The organism is Streptomyces sp. CA-142005 (assembly GCF_050942335.1).
Classification (GTDB): domain Bacteria; phylum Actinomycetota; class Actinomycetes; order Streptomycetales; family Streptomycetaceae; genus Streptomyces.
Genome location: NZ_CP192078.1, coordinates 5,424,787 through 5,442,320 on the forward strand (window position 1 = coordinate 5,424,787; position 17,534 = coordinate 5,442,320).

Genomic DNA, 17,534 nt, shown 5'->3' on the forward strand with positions numbered 1-17,534 from the left:
CGCGCGTGCCCGCACTTGTGCTGCTCGGTGCTCAGTGGGGTGACGAAGGCAAGGGAAAGGCGACCGACCTGCTCGGTGGCTCGGTGGACTATGTAGTGCGGTACCAGGGCGGCAACAACGCCGGCCACACGGTCGTCGTCGGCGACCAGAAGTACGCCCTCCACCTCCTCCCTTCCGGAATCCTGTCTCCCGGATGTACTCCGGTCATCGGTAACGGCGTCGTCGTCGACCCGTCGGTCCTGCTCTCCGAGCTGAGCGGTCTGAACGAGCGTGGCGTCGACACGTCCAAGCTCCTGATCAGCGGTAACGCGCACATCATCACGCCGTACAACGTGACCGTCGACAAGGTCACGGAGCGCTTCCTCGGAAAGCGGAAGATCGGTACGACGGGGCGCGGTATCGGCCCGACCTACGCCGACAAGATCAACCGTGTCGGCATCCGGGTCCAGGACCTGTACGACGAGTCGATCCTGACCCAGAAGGTCGAGGCGGCCCTCGACGTCAAGAACCAGATCCTCACCAAGCTCTACAACCGGCGCGCGATCGCCGTGAGCCAGGTGGTCGAGGAGCTGCTGGGCTACGCCGAGCAGATCAGGCCGTACGTCGCCGACACGGTGCTCGTCCTCAACCAGGCGCTGGAGCAGGACAAGGTCGTGCTCTTCGAGGGCGGCCAGGGCACGCTGCTGGACATCGACCACGGCACGTACCCCTTCGTCACCTCCTCGAACCCGACCGCCGGCGGCGCCTGCACCGGCGCCGGCGTGGGCCCCACGAAGATCAGCCGGGTCATCGGCATCCTCAAGGCCTACACGACCCGTGTCGGCGCCGGTCCCTTCCCGACCGAGCTGTTCGACGAGGACGGCGAGGCGCTGCGCCGGATCGGCGGCGAGCGGGGCGTGACGACGGGCCGTGACCGGCGCTGCGGCTGGTTCGACGCCGTCATCGCCCGGTACGCCACCCGCGTCAACGGCCTGACCGACTTCTTCCTCACCAAGCTGGACGTCCTCACCGGCTGGGAGCAGATCCCGGTCTGCGTGGCGTACGAGATCGACGGCAAGCGCGTCGAGGAACTGCCGTACTCCCAGACCGACTTCCACCACGCGAAGCCGGTCTACGAGACCCTGCCCGGCTGGTCCGAGGACATCACCAAGGCGAAGTCCTTCTCCGACCTGCCGAAGAACGCCCAGAACTACGTCAAGGCGCTGGAGGAGATGTCCGGCGCCCCGATCTCCGCGATCGGCGTGGGCCCGGGCCGGGACGAGACGATCGAGATCAACTCGTTCCTCTGAGCATCTCTTTCCCGAGGCCCGGGGATCTGATGGTATGGCCGGTGCGGTGAACCCGACCGGCCATCCCATCGTCTACAGCGCCGAGCGGGACGGGGAGACGACCACTGTGTCCGTCATAAAGGAAACGGGATGCTGCTGAGATTCCGAGTGGCCAACGTCCGGTCCCTGCGCGATGAGCAGGAACTGTCGTTCGTCGCGCCTGAGGACGACGAGACCGAGCGGGCCACGGCGCGCGAGACGGAACTCTCCGACGGCAGGCGGCTCCCGGTCCACACCGTCCTCGGCGTCTTCGGCGCCAACGCCTCCGGCAAGTCGAACGTGATCGCCGCCCTGCGGAACATGCGCCACTGCGTACTGCGGTCCTATGCCGACTGGACCTCGTACGACGGCATCCCCCGCGACGAGTTCGCCTTGGACCCCAAGGCGGCCGCCGAGACCTCGCTGTACGAGGCCGACTTCGTCCTTGCCGACGGGGTGCGCTGGACGTACGGCTTCGAACTCGGGCAGCGACGCGTGGAGGCCGAGTGGCTCTACGCCTACCCCAAAGGCCGCCGTCAGGTGTGGTTCGAGCGAGACGCCACCCGCGAGAAGGAATTCGACTTCCGCGGCGAGCGGCTCCGCGACCGCACTCGCCTGGCCCGCACCACCCGCCCGGACGCCCTGCTGCTGACCCGCGCCGCGAACGACGGACACGACCAGCTCACACCCGTCTTCGACTGGTTCAAGAACAACCTCTGGGACGTCACTCCCGAGACCGAGCGGAGCCAGCGCGAGGACTACACGGCTTTGAAGCTGCTGCGTGACGACGGCTTCCGGAAGCGTGCCGAGGAGCTGTTGAAGGTGGCCGATCTGGGCATCGCCGGAGTGGAGGTCGAGCAGACGTCCTCCGGCAGGCCTCTGGTACGGCTCGTCCACGAGGGCGGCGGCGAGAGGATCGCGCTCGACTGGGACGCCGAGTCCTGGGGGACCCGCTCCTGGTTTGCCCTGATCGGCCCACTTCTGCTCGCCCTCGACACCGGAGCGGTCCTCCTCGTCGACGAACTCGACGCCAGCCTGCACTCACGCTTCGCAGCCGAGGTCGTGCGCCTCTTCCAGGCTCCCTGGCTCAACCGCAAGGGCGCGCAACTCGTCTTCACCGCTCATGACCTCTCCCTCCTGCGGACCCCGGGCGGCGGCCGGCTGCTGCACCCGGGTCAGATCTGGCTCACCGAGAAGGACGAGCGGGGCGCCACCAGCCTGACCCCGGTCGCCGACTGGGAGCCGACGGCGGAGGAGGACCTGATGACGTCCTACCTGGCCGGATCCTTCGGGGCCGTGCCGAGGATGTCGGAGGGCCAGGTCGGCCGACGGCTGCTGCGCACGGAGGAGACGGCCGCGCTGGACGCCGAAAGAGCGGACAACGACGTACGGACGGGGACGGAAGGGCTCTGATGGCGAGGGCACGGGGAGGGGACAGCGTCTCCCGCAGGAAGGGCGGCGGCGCGAAGGGCCGGGCCGGCCGCGCACGTCAGGTGTACGTCTACACCGAGGGCGAGGTGACTGAGCCCGAGTACATCGACATCATCGTCCGCAGTGGCACGTGGGCTGAACCGGGTCGCACGGTGCAGCACCACATCGCAAACCCCAACGCCGAGGGCAAGCACCGCAAGCCGTTACGGATGGTCCAGGAGGCCGTCCGCACCCTGCGCAAGGTTGAGCGCGAGGCCAAGGACGCCGGGCTCAGGCGCGACAGGGACTGGAACTGGCCCCAGGTGTGGGTCCTCTTCGACCGCGACGACCACCAGGGCATCCGTGAGGCCCTGAGCCTCGCAGAGAAGGAGGGGGTCCGCGTCGCCTACTCGCACCCGTGCTTCGAGCTGTGGCGACTGCTGCACTACACCAACTACACGGCGACGTTCGGCGGGGTCTGCGGCGACGCCAACAGCCGTCTGCGCTCCCGCCCCGGCTTCGCCGCGACGTACGGACGCGGTGTGCGGACGGTCACCGAGCAGCAGTCGAAGCACGTTCGTGAGGGACAGGTACTGACCCCTGCCGCCGATGATGACCTCAGCCGTTACAGGACGGCCAAGAAGCACGCCCAGAAGATCAACGATGGTCATGCCACGGCCAATCCCAACGACTGGGACCCCTACACGGACATGTGGCGTTTCGTGGAAGATGGACTGCTTCTCAGCGGCTACTAGGCTGCACTGATGTATGCGCGGCGGACCGACGGTACCACCCGTCGGCCGCAGCCGCCCCCACCGCTCGTCACACGTGAACAGGGAGCCGGAACGTGGCCAGGATCACGCTCGAACAACTGGAGCGTCACCTCTTCGCCGCCGCGGACATCCTCCGCGGCACCATGGACGCCGCCGAATACCGCGACTTCCTGCTCGTCCTGCTCTTCCTCAAGCGGGCCAACGACGAGTTCGAGGCAGTCTGGGAGAAGATCGTCGCCGAGGAGATGGCGGCGGGCGCCACGCGCGAGGAGGCGGAGGAGGAGGCCGACGAGCCGGCCAAGTACACGGCCCGCAACGTGATGTACGTTCCCAAGGCCGCCCGCTGGGCGCGGCTGGCGGGTGCGGTGGACGACGTGGCGACGAAGCACCTCCAGCCCGCGCTCGACGCGATGGAGGCCGACAATCCCCGGCTGCGCCACCTCTTCGACCACGTAAACTTCAACCGCATCGGTGGCGGCGGAGGCACCGGCACGGCGGCGGCCAAGCTCGCCGACAAGCGGCTCCAAGGCCTTATCGAGCACTTCGGCAGCATGCGGCTGCGCGGTGAGGACTTCGAGTTCCCGGATGTCATCGGCGCCGCGTACGAGTACCTGCTGAAGGACTTCGCCGACTCGGCCGGCGCCAAGGGTGGTGAGTTCTACACCCCGCGTGCGGTAGTGCGGATGATGGTTGAGCTGGCGCGGCCCCGCGCGGGACAGCGGGTGTACGACCCTTGCGTCGGCTCGGGCGGCATGCTGATCCACGCCAAGGAGTACATCGAGGAGCACGGCGGCGACACCGAGGACCTGGCGCTCGCCGGCCAGGACGCCAACAACGGCTCCTGGGTCATGGCCACCATGAACATGCTGTTCCACGGTGCCGCCGACTTCAGCCTGCGCATCGGGGACACCCTGACCAGCCCCGCGCACCTGGACGAGTCGTACGACATCGTGCTCAGCAACCCGCCCTTCTCCATGGACTACAAGGCGGACCAGATCTCCGACATCGAGGAGCGGATGCCGTACGGCCAGACGTCCGAGAAGGGCAAGGCCGACCTGATGTTCCTCCAGCACATGCTGCACATGGTGGAGCGTCGGGGTGGCTCGGTCTTCACGGTCATGCCGCACGGTGTACTGTTCCGCGGCGGCGCGGAGGAGAGGATCCGCGCGAAGCTCATCGAGGCCGATCTGCTGGAGGCGGTCATCGGCCTGCCGTCGAACATCTTCTACGGCACCGGTATCCCGGCGTGCGTCCTGGTGCTGCGCTCGCGCGGCCGCAAGCGGGCGGGGCGCGACGACAAGGTCCTCTTCATCAACGCCGACCGCGAGTTCCACGCCGAGCGTGCGCAGAACATCCTGCTGCCGGAGCACGTGGAGAAGATCGTCTCTACCTTCCACAGCGGCGAGGAGGTGCCGCGCTTCGCGCGTTGGGTGAAGCGGCAGGAGCTGCAGGACAACGCCTACAACCTCAACATCCGCCGGTACGTGGACAACACCCCGCCGCCCGAGCCGCAGGACGTACGAGCCCACGTGGTGGGTGGGGTGCCGCGCGCGGAGATCGAGGCGGAGGACAAGAAGCAGCTGCTGGAGGCGTACGGCATCCAGATGACTGACCTGTTCGCCGAGCGTCCGGACGACCCCGCGTACGTGGACTTCCTGCCGGAGGAGCAGCGGCCGGATGCCGACCGCCTGACCACATTGGCCAGGGGCCGTGAGCAGGATCTGTGGCAAGCCTTCGACAAGTGGTGGGCGACGGAGACCGAGAAGATCGCCGCGCTGGCTCCCTGCAAGGGCGACGACCGGACCGAGTTCGAGAAGCGGGCGCAACTGGCCCGGCTGCGGGCCGATCTGATCGATTCCTTCCGTGAGACGCTGCTCGGCGTCGGCGTGCTGGACCGGTTCGCGCTCGCGGGGGCGGTCGCCGGCTGGTGGCAGGACGCGAAGAACGAGCTGAAGGCGCTGGCGGGGAACGGCTTCCGCGGAGTCGTCGACGGCTGGGTCGAGACGGTCGAGACCCTGCTGGAACCGGAGCCCGATCCTTGGACCGGTGGCGCGCGCAAGCGCTCGGCGGCGGAGCGACGCCAGGCGTACGCGCACAAGGTGGTCGCCCGTCTCGTCCCCGACTTCCTGAAGGAACTCGCGGAGGCGGACAAGCGGAAGGCCGATCTGGACGCCAAGGTGAAGGCAGCGGAGGAGGCAGAGGCCGCGCGGGCGGCTGTGGCGGCGCGGGTGTCGGAAGACGGCGAGCTGCCCGACGGCGCCGAGGCAGACGGCGACGGCGAGGGCCCGGCCCTCGACCCGGCGATCGTAGAGGCGCTGCTGAGCGAGGCGGACCTGAAGAAGCTGAAGCGGGAACGCACGGCGGCGAACAAGGCGGTGAAGACGCTGGAGGAGGACTTCTATCCCTTCGACGGGATGGGAGGTGCGTCGGTGGTTACCACGAAGAAGAAGCCCAAGGCGGCGGAGAGTTCTTCGGGACAGACGGAGTTGGCTGTGGCAGTGGAGGACGAGCCTGCACACCGCTCGACGCCTCGCCTGCACGAGGCCCGGAAGAACCTGAGCGACGACCGAGCCCGCGAGATCGTGCTGGGCATTCTCCGGGACGACCTGGCGTCCAAGCTGGAGGGGCATGTGGTGAGTCAGCGTCGAGACTTGATCGACGCATACCTGGGCTGGGAGCGGAAGTACCTGGTGTCATTGCGTGACATCAAGAAGCGCCGTGCGTCGGCGGAGGAGCGACTGGACAGCTTTTTGAAGGAATTGCGATATGCCATCTGAACTTCCTGCGGGTTGGATCAAGCGCAGACTCACCGACGTCGTAAGGTTCCCGGCAGGACAGGTTGACCCTCGTGAGTTGCCTTATAGGGAACAGCCGCTCCTTGCTCCGGATCACGTTGAATCTGGGACTGGAAGGGTTATTTCCCTTAGAACGGCACAGTCACAGGGGGCAACGAGCGGTAAATATATCGTCACCCCAGGCGATGTTGTCCTCAGTAAGATTCGGCCGGCTTTGAGGAAGGTTGCACTTGCAGAATTCACGGGTACATGTTCGGCGGACATGTACCCGTTGCGTTCGTGCCCCGACGTCTTGCCGGAATTTTTGCAAGCCGTCTTGTTGAGCGATCACTTTTCCTTGTTTGCGGGGAGTCTTTCCGGCAGGACTGGGATCCCCAAGGTGAATCGGGCGGACTTGGCGTCATACGAGATGCTAATTCCCCCAAAATCGGAGCAGCTGAAGATTGTCGATGTGTATGGCTCGCTAACCGAAGTGGAGCGGTCTACAGAGGTGACAATCGAAAAGCTGCAGGCGTTGCGGGCGGCTTTTCTTGAGCAGTTGCTGAGTGTCGGCCATCGTCCTCTTTCTGAGGTCATCGTCTCGGGCCCTCAGAATGGGTTGTATAAGCCTGCCGAATCATACGGGCAGACGGGCACTCCGATTGTTCGGATTAACAGCTTCTCTGGTGGGCCATCAGACCTCACTCGTGATCTATTGCGTGTCTCTGCATCGCCCGACGAAGTTCGTCGCTACCAGATTTCTGTTGGCGACCTGCTGGTAAATCGCGTGAACACGCAGGAGTTGGTCGGACGGTCAACGGTGGTTTCCCGGCTTGTTGAGCCGACAGTGTTTGAGTCGAACATTATGCGCTGTAAAATCGCGATCGGCGAGGTGAATCCAAGGTTTCTTGAAGCGTGGATGTCTACGTCGGCGGTCAAGGCGCACTTCTTGCGTCGCGCGAAACCTGCTGTTTCTCAAGCCAGTATCAATCGGTCAGACGTCTACTCTTGTCCGATCCCAAAGCTCGGAATCGATGAGCAAAATTCCTTTCTTTTGCGTCTGGATGCTCTCTCTGAGGAAGTCGTGGAGGAGCGTGTGAAGCTTGAAAAGCTGCACAGGTTGAAGCAAGGGTTGGTTGATGATCTGCTAAGTGGTCGAGCGATTAGCTCAACACAGTGATCAGTATTTATAGACTTACCAGCGCGTTCGCGATGCGAAGGATGGGAGGGAGATCTCATGCCCGTCAGGAAGCCGTCCACAGAGCGGCAGCGGCGCCTCGGAGCGGAGTTGCGCAGGATGCGCGAGCACATCGGCATGACGATCAACGAGGCCGCCACCATGCATCGCACCGATCGAACCACGGTGAGCAACACGGAGTCGGCTCGTTCGGGAGTGAGTAGCGACCGAGTCCGGGTGTGGGCCGCCAACTACCTGTGCCCGGACGTCGCGTACATCGACGCGCTCGCCGAGATGGCCAGGGAGCGGGGGCCGCACTGGTGGGACGAGTACCGGGACGTGCTGCCTGCCGGGCTGCTGGACATCGCCGAAATGGAGCACTACGCGACGGCGCTGCGTTCCGCCCAGATCATGCACATGCCTGGCCTGCTTCAATTGCCTGACTACATGCGAGGCATCTTCGCGGAAGCGGTTCCGACCATGTCGCCGGCTGATCTGGAACACCATGTCGCCTTCCGGTCGAGAAGGGCGGAGATCCTCGACCGCCCAGATCCGCCGCCGTGCGAGTTCCTGGTCCACGAATCAGCGCTGCGGATGCGGTTCGGAGACCGTCGGATCCTTCTACGGCAGATCATGCACCTGCTCAACCAGGCCGAGCGACCCAACGTCGCGGTACGGGTGGTCCCGTTCAGCGCCGGAGGCTTCGCCAACGCGGGAAGCTCGACGCTCTATGCCTGCGGCCCCGTGCCTGAGTTGGACACGGTGCAAATCGACGTGCCCACCGGTGTCACGTTCCTGCACGCCGAGACCTACTTGGTCAACTACCGTTCCGTACTCGACCGGATGCGTGAACGAGCCCTGGGTCCAGGCGAGTCCATCGACTTCATCCGGCAAGTTGCAGAAGAGATCTGAGGCAGGGATCGGTGGAACTTCACTGGCGCAAGTCGTCATTCTCGGCTGACACCGGGAGTTGTATAGAGGTCGCGGAACAGGACGGGTGGATCTTCCTGCGTGAGGGAGATGACCCGGATGTGGTGGTGCGGACTACGCGCCGGAAGTTGCGAGCCTTCCTGGAAGGAGCGAAGGCCGGCGAGTTCGACTGCTTCGTGTCGTAGCGCTTGAGGGAGCGGCATATGCCACTTCAGCAGCTTCGTGCAACATGTTGTGTCACGCATCATCGTGCGCGTACTGTGTGTAGTGCTCGACATCCGGTCTGTCACTGTCGGGCAAGGGTATGAACATATAAAGTGCCCCGGCGGTGAGCCACCACCCCGGGGCAGGCCAACGCTGCATAGGAGCGTCAGCATGTCCAAGCCTATCCGGCATGCCCTCGAACGAACACTTGCCCTCGTCCTCGCCCTCCTCCTTCCCGCGACCGGTCGGCGCCGGTGTCCGGGTCGGCCGAGGTGCGCCCACGCGGCCCCGCGCACTCTCTCCGGCCTGCGGTTGTTCGTCCACCGCGCCGCCGCACCCACCCTGAGCGGAGCCCTGCTGGTGAGGGTGAAGTCCCGCACCGCCAAGCGGACCCAACTCGCCACCCCCCTCCACGACACCGGCCCCCTCGTCCGCCCATACCTCCTCGCCCACGAACGACAGCAGCAGCAGACCGAACGCCGTGCCGCCCTCGTCCTCGCCCTCGAAGGGATCGACGTCGGGCCGTGGGTCATCCACGGACACCGCATCGGCAGCCCCGCCGTGTCCCTGGGGGTGGCGGCCTGATGAGTGCGACGCCGAACGCGCGGGTCCAGGTGAGCCGCGTGCCCAGCAAGCCCGTCCGGCGGCAGGACGACAAAACCCTGGCCATCGACCTCTGGCTGTCCCGTGACGGAGCCTTCGACTCGGACGCGGCACTGCGCCTGACCCCCGCTGAAGCCGAGATCCTGCACGCCCAACTCTGCTACGCCCTCGACGATGACACCGCCGCCCTCGGATGCGGCCACCGGCCGCAGGCGCCTGTAGGGACCCATAGGTCCCGAACCTGGCTGAAACACCCACGCTCCCCGAGCGCTCCGCTGGCCGAAACCCGTGCGTCAACCTCCCCCGGCGCACGGGCTTCTGGGCGTGCGCGCCACCAGTGGTCACAATGGTCTTCTACGGATCACCGTGACACTGGGGAGGCGCGGGGCATGGCTGCCGGAGCGATTGGGGGAACGGCCGAGAAGGACGAGGCCGAACGGCCGCTGCTGGAGCACCTCAAGGCGATGGGGTGGCAGCACATCGAGGGCGCGCGGCTCCAAGACGAGGGCAAACGGGCCGACTTCCGCGCCGTGCTGCTGGAGAAGCGGCTGAGCGCTGCCGTACGGCGCAACTCCCCCTGGATGACCAGTGACATACCGGCCGAACAAGCCGTCGCCCGGCTGCGTGCCGCCGCCCGACATGTGACCGCCGGATCGCTGGCCCAGGCCAACCGGGACGCCACCACGCTCCTCCTGCACGGCGTCCTGCAACCCGGACCGGGGGACAAGGACGTCAAGACGACGTTCGTGGACTGGTCGCAGGAGGCGATGGAGGGGAGCCGGGAGGAGATTCTCGCCCGCAACGACTACCTCGTCGTCGACCAGTTGCGGGTGCACGACGCCGACGGCAGGCCGGCGGTGCTGGACCTCGTTCTTTTCGTCAACGGCATCCCGCTGGTCGTGGTGGAGTGCAAGTCCCCGTACGTCCGTGATCCGATCGGCCGGGCCATCCGGGACCTGCGCGCCTACACCGGGCGGCCCCTGGACGACGACACCCGGCAGGGCATCGGTGCCCCGCGCGGCGTGCCGCACCTGTTCGCGCCGGTGCAGTTGCTCGTGGCCGCCGATGGGAAGGACGCTGCGCTCGGCACGTACTCCTCCTCTGAGGAGCACTACGCGCTGTGGCGCAGCCTGGCCCCCGACTACTCCGACCCGGACGTACCTGGTGATGACGGGACGGAGGCGCTGCGGCGCGAGCTGCGCGGCTGGGGCCTGCTTGGGCCGGAGGAGCAGCCCACGCTTCAGCACCGCCTGACGGCCATGGTGCTCCGACCCGGCAATCTGCTGAACATCGTGCGGCACTACGTGTTCGAGAAGCCGCTCAACGACGACGACGGACAGGACGGCGGCCAGGCCGGGAAGAAGGCGCAGCGGAAGTCCGGGACGGCGAAGGTCGTCTGCCGCCACCAGCAGTACCGGGCTACCGAGAAGATCGTCCACCGGCTGCGCACCCGCCCCAGCCGACGCGTCACCGGCCGCGACCCCGACAGGCGGGGCGGAGTCGTCTGGCACACTCAGGGCGCCGGCAAGAGCTTCACCATGCAGTTCCTCGCCCGTCGCCTGCACATGAGCGAGGACCCGGCGCTCAACGGCATCACGCTGGTCGCCGTCACCGACCGCACCGACCTGCAGCGGCAGTTGCGCAAGGCTGTGGAACTGAGTGACACCAGGGTGGTGCAGGCCAGGTCCCGTACCGATCTGGAGCGCCTGCTGACCAAGGCGGGCAAGCCCGGCGGCCGGATGGTGGTCTTCGCCACGATCCAGAAGTTCCTCGGCGATCTGGCGCCCGGCTCCGGCGACGGAGCGGGTGACACGGCCGACGGGGAGGACCGGGCGCTGACCGAGGACTTTGAGAAGGCACGGGAGCGCGTTGCGGCGGGGGAGGACGCCGAGGAGGTCGCCGACCCGAGCCCGGACGAGCGGACGCTGCGCCGGGCGGAACGGATCTTCCCTGAGTGCAGTGACGAGGACCGTGTCGTCGTCCTGGTCGACGAGGCCCACCGGTCCCACACCTCCGTCCTCCACGCCTGCCTGCGCAAGGCTCTTCCCAACGCCGCCCGGATCGGTTTCACCGGCACCCCGCTGATGCGGGGACGGCTCGACGACACTGGGCGCATCTTCGGGCTGGAACCCAGTAGCCGGCCCGGTGGGGGCCCCGAGTACCTCGACACGTACCGCATGGCCGAGGCCGAGCGCGACAGGGTCGTCGTCCCCGTGCGCTACGAGGGGCGGGCCACCACCGCCGAAGTGCGAGACCGGGAGCACATGGACGAGTGCTTCGAAGACCTGATCGAGCCGCTGGACGACGCCGAGCGCGAGCGGGTGCGCAAAAAGTACGGCACGCCGTCCGCGCGGGCCGTAGCCGAGTCCGTGCCGCTCATCCGCCGCAAGGCCGCCGACATGCTGGAGCACTACGTCATCGGGCCGCTGACCGGCGGATTCAAGGCGCAGGTGGCCGCTGTCAGCAGGCGTGCCGCGGTGCTGTACCGGGAGGCGCTGCGGGACGCGCGGGCCGACCTGCTGCACCGGGTGGCGGAGTTCGACGACAGCGGCCGACGGGAAGGCTTGCGCGAGCGGGCGCCGGAGACGTACACCCGGGACGAGACGCTGCTGCTGCGGGCCTGGCAGTACCAGGAGCTGCTGCGCCGCATCGACTTCGTGCCCGTGATCTCCGCCGGTTCCGAGCAGAAGGACGGACTGTGGCGGGAGTGGACCGACGAGGACCGGCAGCGGGACCACATCGCACGCTTCCTGGCGCCCTTCCCCGAGCTGCCGCCGGACAACCCGTGGGTCACCAAGCCGGTCACCGAGCCCGATCCCGTCCCCGCCGGGTCGGTGGGCGGGATGAACCCGTGGAGCGACCTCGTGTGGAGCGGGAACAAACCGGCCGAGCAGCCGCCGATCGCCTTCCTCATCGTGAAGTCCATGCTCCTCACCGGCTTCGACGCACCCATCGAGCAAGCCCTGTACCTGGACCGGCCAATCCGCGACGCGGAACTGCTCCAGGCCATCGCCCGTGTCAACCGCACCGCCCGCCGCAAGACCGAGGGCCTGGTGGTCGACTATTACGGCGTGCTCAACAACCTGGGCGTCACCCTGGCCGCGTACCGGGGTAACCCGCCCGCCCTGGACTCGCTGCACAGCATGGAGGAAGAGGTCCCCACGCTGAAGCGGACGGCGAAGGAGTTCCGGGCACTCCTCGGTCGGCTGGGCATCGACCCGGACGGCCTCACCACCCCCGCCGCCCTCGCCCGCGCCGTACTGGCCCTGGAGGACCCGGAACAGCGTGCCGGCTTCGACGCCTCCCTCGGTGAGTTCCTGGACGCCGTGAACCGCGTCCTGCCGCACCAGGACGCCCTGGAGTACCTGCCGGATCTGAGGGCGTGGAGCGTGCTGCAGATGCGGGTCCGTCGCCACTACCGGGACGACACCGGCGGCGGCTTCGCGATGCGCGGCTACGGTCGGAAGGTGCGGGCGCTGATCGCCGACCACCTTGAGGCCCAGGAGGTGGTCCAGAAGATCCCTCCGGTATCGATCCTTGCCCCCGACTTCGACGAGGTCGTCGGAACCCTCCCGGTACGCGAGGCCGCCGCAGAGCAGGTGCAGGCACTCCGCTACCACCTGGAGGAACGGCGCGCGGTGGAGGACCGGCCCGTCTACACCCAGCTCTCGAAGGAGCTGGAGCGGGTGCTGGAGGAGTTCGCCGGGCGCTGGGACGAGATCAGCACCAGGATCGGTCCGCTGGTCGAGCGGGCCCGGCAGGCGGAGCGGAGCGATCCCGCCGTGGCCGACCTGAGCCCCATGGAACGGCGGCTGTACGTACTGCTCGGCGAGAAGCTGACGGAGAGCGAGATCTTGGACAACCCCACCCCGGAGGATCTGCGCCGGCTCGTGGCCGAGGTGCATGACGAGATCACCGGCCAGGTCCGGCTGGCGTCCTTCGGCGGCGGCGAGGCGCACGTGACGAAGCTGGAGGCACGCCTGTACGAGCGCCTCCGCGCGGCCGGGTACCGGCTCGGCGGCGAGGGCCGCCAGGAGGTCAAGCGACTGGCCTCGACACTCGCGGGCTACGCCGTGGACCACCTGGACGAGTTCCGGGCGGAGGACCGGCGAGAATAGACCCGTGCCAGAGCATCCCGAGCCGTTGGAGAACCGCCCCGGCGAGCCGGTCCTCACCGAGGATGGCTCCCTGGTGGTGGACGGGTGCGAGCTGCGCGTGCGGATCAGTGCAAGGCGCCGCCGCATCGGCCTGACCGTGGAGCGCGACAGGACCCTCACCCTGCACGTTCCCCGAGGATGCGAACTCCGGCGGGTCAGGGAGTTCGTACGCGGAAGCAGCACCTGGATCGACGACAAGACGCGGCTCAGCGAGGAGCGTCGCCAGCTGCACCCGGTCCGCACCCTCCAGGACGGTGAGATCCACCGGTACCTCGGGCGGGACTATCGGCTGCTCATCACCGACGGGGAGCGGTCGGCCGGAAGGGAGCCGTCGAGACGGGGGAGCGGAGCCGAGGCGCCCACCGTGCGACTGGTCGCGGGACGGTTGCACGTCGACGGCTCGGTCGCCGAGTATCCGACACTCGTCCGTGCGGCTCTCGCGGACTGGTACACCCGGGCCGGGCAGCGATGGACGCGAGGTCGCCTTCAGCCATGGGCCGCGCGGATGGATGTCCCTGAGCCGGAGGTCCGTGTGCGCGATCTCGGCCACCGGTGGGGGAGCTTCCGTGCCGGACCGGGAAACGGGGTCATTTCTCTGCACTGGGCAACCTTCCAGCTGCCCATCCACCTGGTCGACTACGTGATCGCGCATGAGCTCGCCCACGTGAAGGTGTCCGGCCATGGCCCCAACTACTGGCGACTGCTGGGCCGGGCGTTGCCCGAGTGCCGACAGATCAAGGCGGAGCTGGACGAGCTGGGGCGGCGCGTCTGGATGGGCGATCTCTAGCGCTGACCTGCACCTTCCCTGCGGGTGCCCGGTGTCTCCCCGCCATAGGATCGGCGGGCGCTTCCTTCGTGCTGCGCGGTGCACAATCGGAATATGAGCACGCACCGGGACATGCGGTGCCGGGGACCGTACGGTGGCGAGGGCGACGACGCCGAGGGCACGGACTGCTCCGACCCCGCGATCTTCGAGGTCGCCCGGTACCACCGGCCCCCGCTTCATGTGTGCCCGGTGCACCTCGGCCCCTCCCTGCTGATGGCGAGCGGGGTGCTGTGGCCGCCGCAGATCAGGCTGGTCGGCCGTATCTGATCCCGGCGATTCCCGGTCGCGCCGCGGGCGTCCGGCAACGGCAATCAGCTCTGGCGGTACGTCGGTTGAGAGCGGGTGAACAGAGCCGGGCCGGTCATGGACATGAACTTCCTTGACCGGCCCTTGGGTTGTTCGTGGTTCTCAGCGGAACCGGAGTGAGGCAAGCATCTACGCGGGTAGTCCCGCACGTCTCGCGCACGCAATCTCCTCACCCCAGCCCTCTCCAGGAGCCTCGAATGCCCCTCAGTCCCATGAACCGCCGGGAGTTCGTGAAGAAGTCGGCCGTCACCGGGGCGGCGGTGGCCGCCGCCGGGACCGTCGGCACCGGCACCGCGCAGGCGGCCGAGGCCGGTCACCGTCCCGAAAAGACGCCGCGGACCTGGTCGTTCTCCATCCTCGGCACGACCGACCTGCACAGCCACGTCTTCGACTGGGACTACTACAAGGACGCCGCCTACACCGACAAGGCGGGCAACTCCGTGGGCGTGGCGCGCGTGGCCACCCTCATCAAGCAGCAGCGCGAGACGAAGGGCGAGGACCACGTCCTCCTCGTCGACGCCGGCGACATCATCCAGGGCACCTCCCTGGCCTACTACTTCGCGCGCATCGACCCGATCACGGGCACCGACGGCAAGAAGGGCCCCAAGCACCCGATGGCCGTGGCCATGAACCACATGCGCTACGACGCCGCCGCCCTCGGCAACCACGAGTTCAACTACGGCATCGAGGTACTGCGCAAGTTCGAGAGCCAGTGCCACTTCCCGCTGCTCGGCGCCAACGCCCTCGACGCGACGACCCTGCGCCCGGCCTTCGCCCCGTACACCGTGAAGCGTATCTGCGTGCCGGGCGCCCCGGACATCAAGGTCGGCATCCTCGGCCTGACCAACCCCGGCATCGCGCTGTGGGACAAGGACAACGTCAGCGGCAAGATGGTGTTCCCGGGCCTGGTGGAGCAGGCGAAGAAGTACGTGCCGAGGCTGCGCGCGCTGGGCTGCGACGTCGTCTTCCTGACGGACCACTCGGGCCTCGACGGCTCCTCGTCGTACGGCGATGAACTCCCGTACGTCGAGAACGCGTCGAACCTGGTGGCCGAGCAGGTGCCGGGCATCGACGCGATCCTGGTGGGCCACACGCACGTGGAGGTCCCGTCCTACACGGTGAAGAACGCGGAGACCGGCGAGGAAGTGCTCCTCTCGGAGCCGTACTGCTGGGGCTACCGGCTCAGCGTCTTCGACTTCGAGCTCGAACTGCACCACGGCCAGTGGAAGGTGACGAGCAAGAAGGCGCAGACCCTCAACCCCAACACCGTGGACGAGGACCCGGAGATCAAGAAGCTCCTGGAGGCCGACCACGAGCTGGTGGTCAAGTACGTCAACACGGCGGTCGGCACCTGCACGCAGGACCTCTCGGCGGCGGAGTCCTGCTGGAAGGACGTGCCGATCATGGACTTCATCCACAAGGTCCAGATGGAGAGCGTGAAGGCGGGCCTGTCCGCGTCCGACGCCGCGCTCCCCCTGATCTCGGTCGCGGCCCCCTTCTCCCGCACGGCCGACATCCCCCAGGGCAGCGTCACCATCAAGGACATCGCCGGCCTCTACATCTACGACAACACCCTGTACGGCAAGAAGCTGACGGGCGCCCAGCTCAAGGCGTACCTGGAGTACGCGGCGAAGTACTACCACCAGGTCCCGGCCGGCACGAAGGTCGACACCGCGACGCTGACCAACGCCAACAACTTCTGGGACTACATGTACGACACGGCGGCGGGCGTCGACTACGAGATCGACATCGCGCAGCCGGAGGGGTCGAGGATCAAGAACCTGACCTACAACGGCGCGCCGGTCGCCGACGACCAGGTGTTCGTCGTGGCGGTGAACAACTACCGCGCCAACGGCGGTTCGGGCTACCCCCACATCGCGTCCGCCCCCATCGCCTACAGCTCGACGAACGAGATCCGCCAGCTGATGATCGACTACGTGACCGCGAAGAAGAGCCTCGACCCCGCCGACTTCGCCGTCACCAACTGGAAGCTGACGCAGGCCGGTACGCCGGTCTTCTGAGAGCGGCGTCCTTGACGATGGGGGAGCGATGAGCACGGTGGACGACGACAAGAAGGTGGTCCGGGGCTTCTTCGAGGCGGTGAGCGAGGGCCGCCTCGAGGATCTGCCGCGGTACATGGCGGCGGACGTCGTGGACCACAACAAGATCATCCACGGTGAGGCGGACGAGCCGGGGGCGGCGTTCGAGGGCCTGCGCCGGCAGTCGGAGGCCCTCGCACCGCTCACGGTCCAGGTGGACGAGCTGATCGGCGAGGGCGGCCGGGTGGTGGCCCGCGTGACCCAGCGGGGCGTGCACAGCGCGGCCCACCCGCGCATGCCCGAGCCGACCGGCCGGTCCTTCGACATCGAGGCGATCTGGATCTTCACGCTGCGGGAGGGCAAGATCGCGGAGATCCGCGCGGTGAGCGACCGCCTCGGTCTGTTCGCACAGCTCGGCTGGCCGTTGCCGGTGGCCGACTGACCGCACGGCACCGAACCGGCCACCGGCCGGGGAGAGGGCGGGGACCGTCCCCTCCCCGGCCGGTGCCGTGTGTGCGCTGCGGATGATCACCCGGTGGTGAAGGGGGCGTACCCGGTCGGCACCTCGCTCACCCGCAGGTCCGAGAAGAGCAGGGTGAGCCGCTGTGCGCTGGTCTCGATCCGCACCTCATGAAAGTCGACCCCGACGGCTCGCGCCCACCGACGAGCCGCCTCCGACTCGGGCAGAACCTTCGCCCCCGGGTACAGGGCATGCCACCTGACGCCCCAGACGTATCCGTCGAGGCCGGCATCGGGTTCATGGTCGATGAGGCGGTCGTCCAGGGAGATCCGCCAGGTTTCGGGCGACACCGACGACTCGCACCGGGCCTCGACGCAGTGCCTGAAGAGATACCGCAGGTAGGCGGGCTGGACGCCGGTGCGGGGATCCGCGGTCGCGTGGACGATGACCTCGTAGTCGCGCAGGTAGCCGGTGAATCCGTGGTGCACGAGGGCCTGGTCGAAGACTTCGTCCAGCATGCGCTGGAGTGCTGCGGCGTCCATGCGGCCGTTCTATCCCACGCGGTCGG

Annotated in this window: 14 protein-coding genes; 13 read left to right on the forward strand and 1 reads right to left on the reverse strand. The window is 67.5% G+C overall.

What is annotated here, in order from left to right; genetic code table 11:
- Positions 1 to 5 precede the first annotated feature (5 nt).
- The 13 genes from ACQPXS_RS25445 (at position 6) to ACQPXS_RS25505 (ending at position 16,948) form a co-directional block, all read left to right on the forward strand.
- Complete coding sequence (locus ACQPXS_RS25445; protein WP_356300241.1) at positions 6 to 1,289, forward strand: adenylosuccinate synthase; 1,284 nt, start codon at positions 6 to 8, stop codon at positions 1,287 to 1,289.
- 129 nt (positions 1,290 to 1,418) lie between these two features.
- Positions 1,419 to 2,720, forward strand: a complete 1,302-nt coding sequence (locus ACQPXS_RS25450; protein ID WP_433451565.1) for an AAA family ATPase — start codon at positions 1,419 to 1,421, stop codon at positions 2,718 to 2,720.
- Positions 2,720 to 3,472 carry an RloB family protein gene (locus tag ACQPXS_RS25455; protein ID WP_433451567.1) on the forward strand — a complete coding sequence of 251 codons (753 nt, stop codon included), beginning with the start codon at positions 2,720 to 2,722 and terminating at the stop codon, positions 3,470 to 3,472. The genes ACQPXS_RS25450 and ACQPXS_RS25455 overlap by 1 nt, the downstream gene beginning before the upstream one ends.
- Before the next feature lie 92 nt (positions 3,473 to 3,564).
- Positions 3,565 to 6,267 (forward strand): N-6 DNA methylase, encoded by a 2,703-nt coding sequence (locus ACQPXS_RS25460; RefSeq protein ID WP_433451568.1) that lies wholly within the window; start codon positions 3,565 to 3,567, stop codon positions 6,265 to 6,267.
- Complete coding sequence (locus ACQPXS_RS25465; protein ID WP_433451569.1) at positions 6,257 to 7,444, forward strand: restriction endonuclease subunit S; 1,188 nt, start codon at positions 6,257 to 6,259, stop codon at positions 7,442 to 7,444. The genes ACQPXS_RS25460 and ACQPXS_RS25465 overlap by 11 nt, the downstream gene beginning before the upstream one ends.
- A gap of 57 nt (positions 7,445 to 7,501) precedes the next feature.
- Positions 7,502 to 8,353, forward strand: coding sequence for a helix-turn-helix domain-containing protein (locus ACQPXS_RS25470; protein ID WP_433451570.1), 852 nt, complete (start codon positions 7,502 to 7,504; stop codon positions 8,351 to 8,353).
- Positions 8,354 to 8,364: 11 nt separating this feature from the next.
- Positions 8,365 to 8,556, forward strand: a complete 192-nt coding sequence (locus ACQPXS_RS25475; RefSeq protein WP_433451571.1) for a DUF397 domain-containing protein — start codon at positions 8,365 to 8,367, stop codon at positions 8,554 to 8,556.
- Between the two features lie 190 nt (positions 8,557 to 8,746).
- Complete coding sequence (locus ACQPXS_RS25480; RefSeq protein WP_433451572.1) at positions 8,747 to 9,160, forward strand: hypothetical protein; 414 nt, start codon at positions 8,747 to 8,749, stop codon at positions 9,158 to 9,160.
- A gap of 407 nt (positions 9,161 to 9,567) precedes the next feature.
- The gene (locus ACQPXS_RS25485) at positions 9,568 to 13,296 is read left to right on the forward strand and encodes a type I restriction endonuclease subunit R (protein WP_433451574.1); all 3,729 of its coding nucleotides are present in this window, start codon (positions 9,568 to 9,570) and stop codon (positions 13,294 to 13,296) included.
- 4 nt (positions 13,297 to 13,300) lie between these two features.
- Positions 13,301 to 14,122, forward strand: coding sequence for a M48 family metallopeptidase (locus tag ACQPXS_RS25490; RefSeq protein WP_433451575.1), 822 nt, complete (start codon positions 13,301 to 13,303; stop codon positions 14,120 to 14,122).
- 93 nt (positions 14,123 to 14,215) lie between these two features.
- Positions 14,216 to 14,428 carry a hypothetical protein gene (locus ACQPXS_RS25495; RefSeq protein ID WP_433451576.1) on the forward strand — a complete coding sequence of 71 codons (213 nt, stop codon included), beginning with the start codon at positions 14,216 to 14,218 and terminating at the stop codon, positions 14,426 to 14,428.
- A 236-nt stretch (positions 14,429 to 14,664) separates the two neighbouring features.
- Entirely contained in the window at positions 14,665 to 16,488 is a 1,824-nt protein-coding gene (locus tag ACQPXS_RS25500) for a bifunctional metallophosphatase/5'-nucleotidase (protein ID WP_433451577.1), read from the forward strand.
- 28 nt (positions 16,489 to 16,516) lie between these two features.
- On the forward strand, positions 16,517 to 16,948 hold the full coding sequence (locus ACQPXS_RS25505) for an ester cyclase (protein WP_433451578.1): 432 nt from the start codon (positions 16,517 to 16,519) through the stop codon (positions 16,946 to 16,948).
- Positions 16,949 to 17,034: 86 nt separating this feature from the next.
- Here ACQPXS_RS25505 and ACQPXS_RS25510 read toward each other — a convergent pair whose 3' ends face one another.
- Complete coding sequence (locus ACQPXS_RS25510; protein WP_433451580.1) at positions 17,035 to 17,508, reverse strand: HalD/BesD family halogenase; 474 nt, start codon at positions 17,506 to 17,508, stop codon at positions 17,035 to 17,037.
- Positions 17,509 to 17,534 lie beyond the last annotated feature (26 nt).

Excerpts from the sequence above, each read along its gene's own strand:
- ACQPXS_RS25500 (WP_433451577.1), top strand. The coding sequence starts at position 14,665 with ATGCCCCTCAGTCCCATGAACCGCCGGGAGTTCGTGAAGAAGTCGGCC.
- ACQPXS_RS25465 (WP_433451569.1), top strand. The coding sequence starts at position 6,257 with ATGCCATCTGAACTTCCTGCGGGTTGGATCAAGCGCAGACTCACCGAC.
- ACQPXS_RS25510 (WP_433451580.1), bottom strand. The coding sequence starts at position 17,508 with ATGGACGCCGCAGCACTCCAGCGCATGCTGGACGAAGTCTTCGACCAG.
- ACQPXS_RS25455 (WP_433451567.1), top strand. The coding sequence starts at position 2,720 with ATGGCGAGGGCACGGGGAGGGGACAGCGTCTCCCGCAGGAAGGGCGGC.
- ACQPXS_RS25450 (WP_433451565.1), top strand. The coding sequence starts at position 1,419 with ATGCTGCTGAGATTCCGAGTGGCCAACGTCCGGTCCCTGCGCGATGAG.
- ACQPXS_RS25505 (WP_433451578.1), top strand. The coding sequence starts at position 16,517 with ATGAGCACGGTGGACGACGACAAGAAGGTGGTCCGGGGCTTCTTCGAG.
- ACQPXS_RS25470 (WP_433451570.1), top strand. The coding sequence starts at position 7,502 with ATGCCCGTCAGGAAGCCGTCCACAGAGCGGCAGCGGCGCCTCGGAGCG.
- ACQPXS_RS25480 (WP_433451572.1), top strand. The coding sequence starts at position 8,747 with ATGTCCAAGCCTATCCGGCATGCCCTCGAACGAACACTTGCCCTCGTC.
- ACQPXS_RS25495 (WP_433451576.1), top strand. The coding sequence starts at position 14,216 with ATGAGCACGCACCGGGACATGCGGTGCCGGGGACCGTACGGTGGCGAG.
- ACQPXS_RS25485 (WP_433451574.1), top strand. The coding sequence starts at position 9,568 with ATGGCTGCCGGAGCGATTGGGGGAACGGCCGAGAAGGACGAGGCCGAA.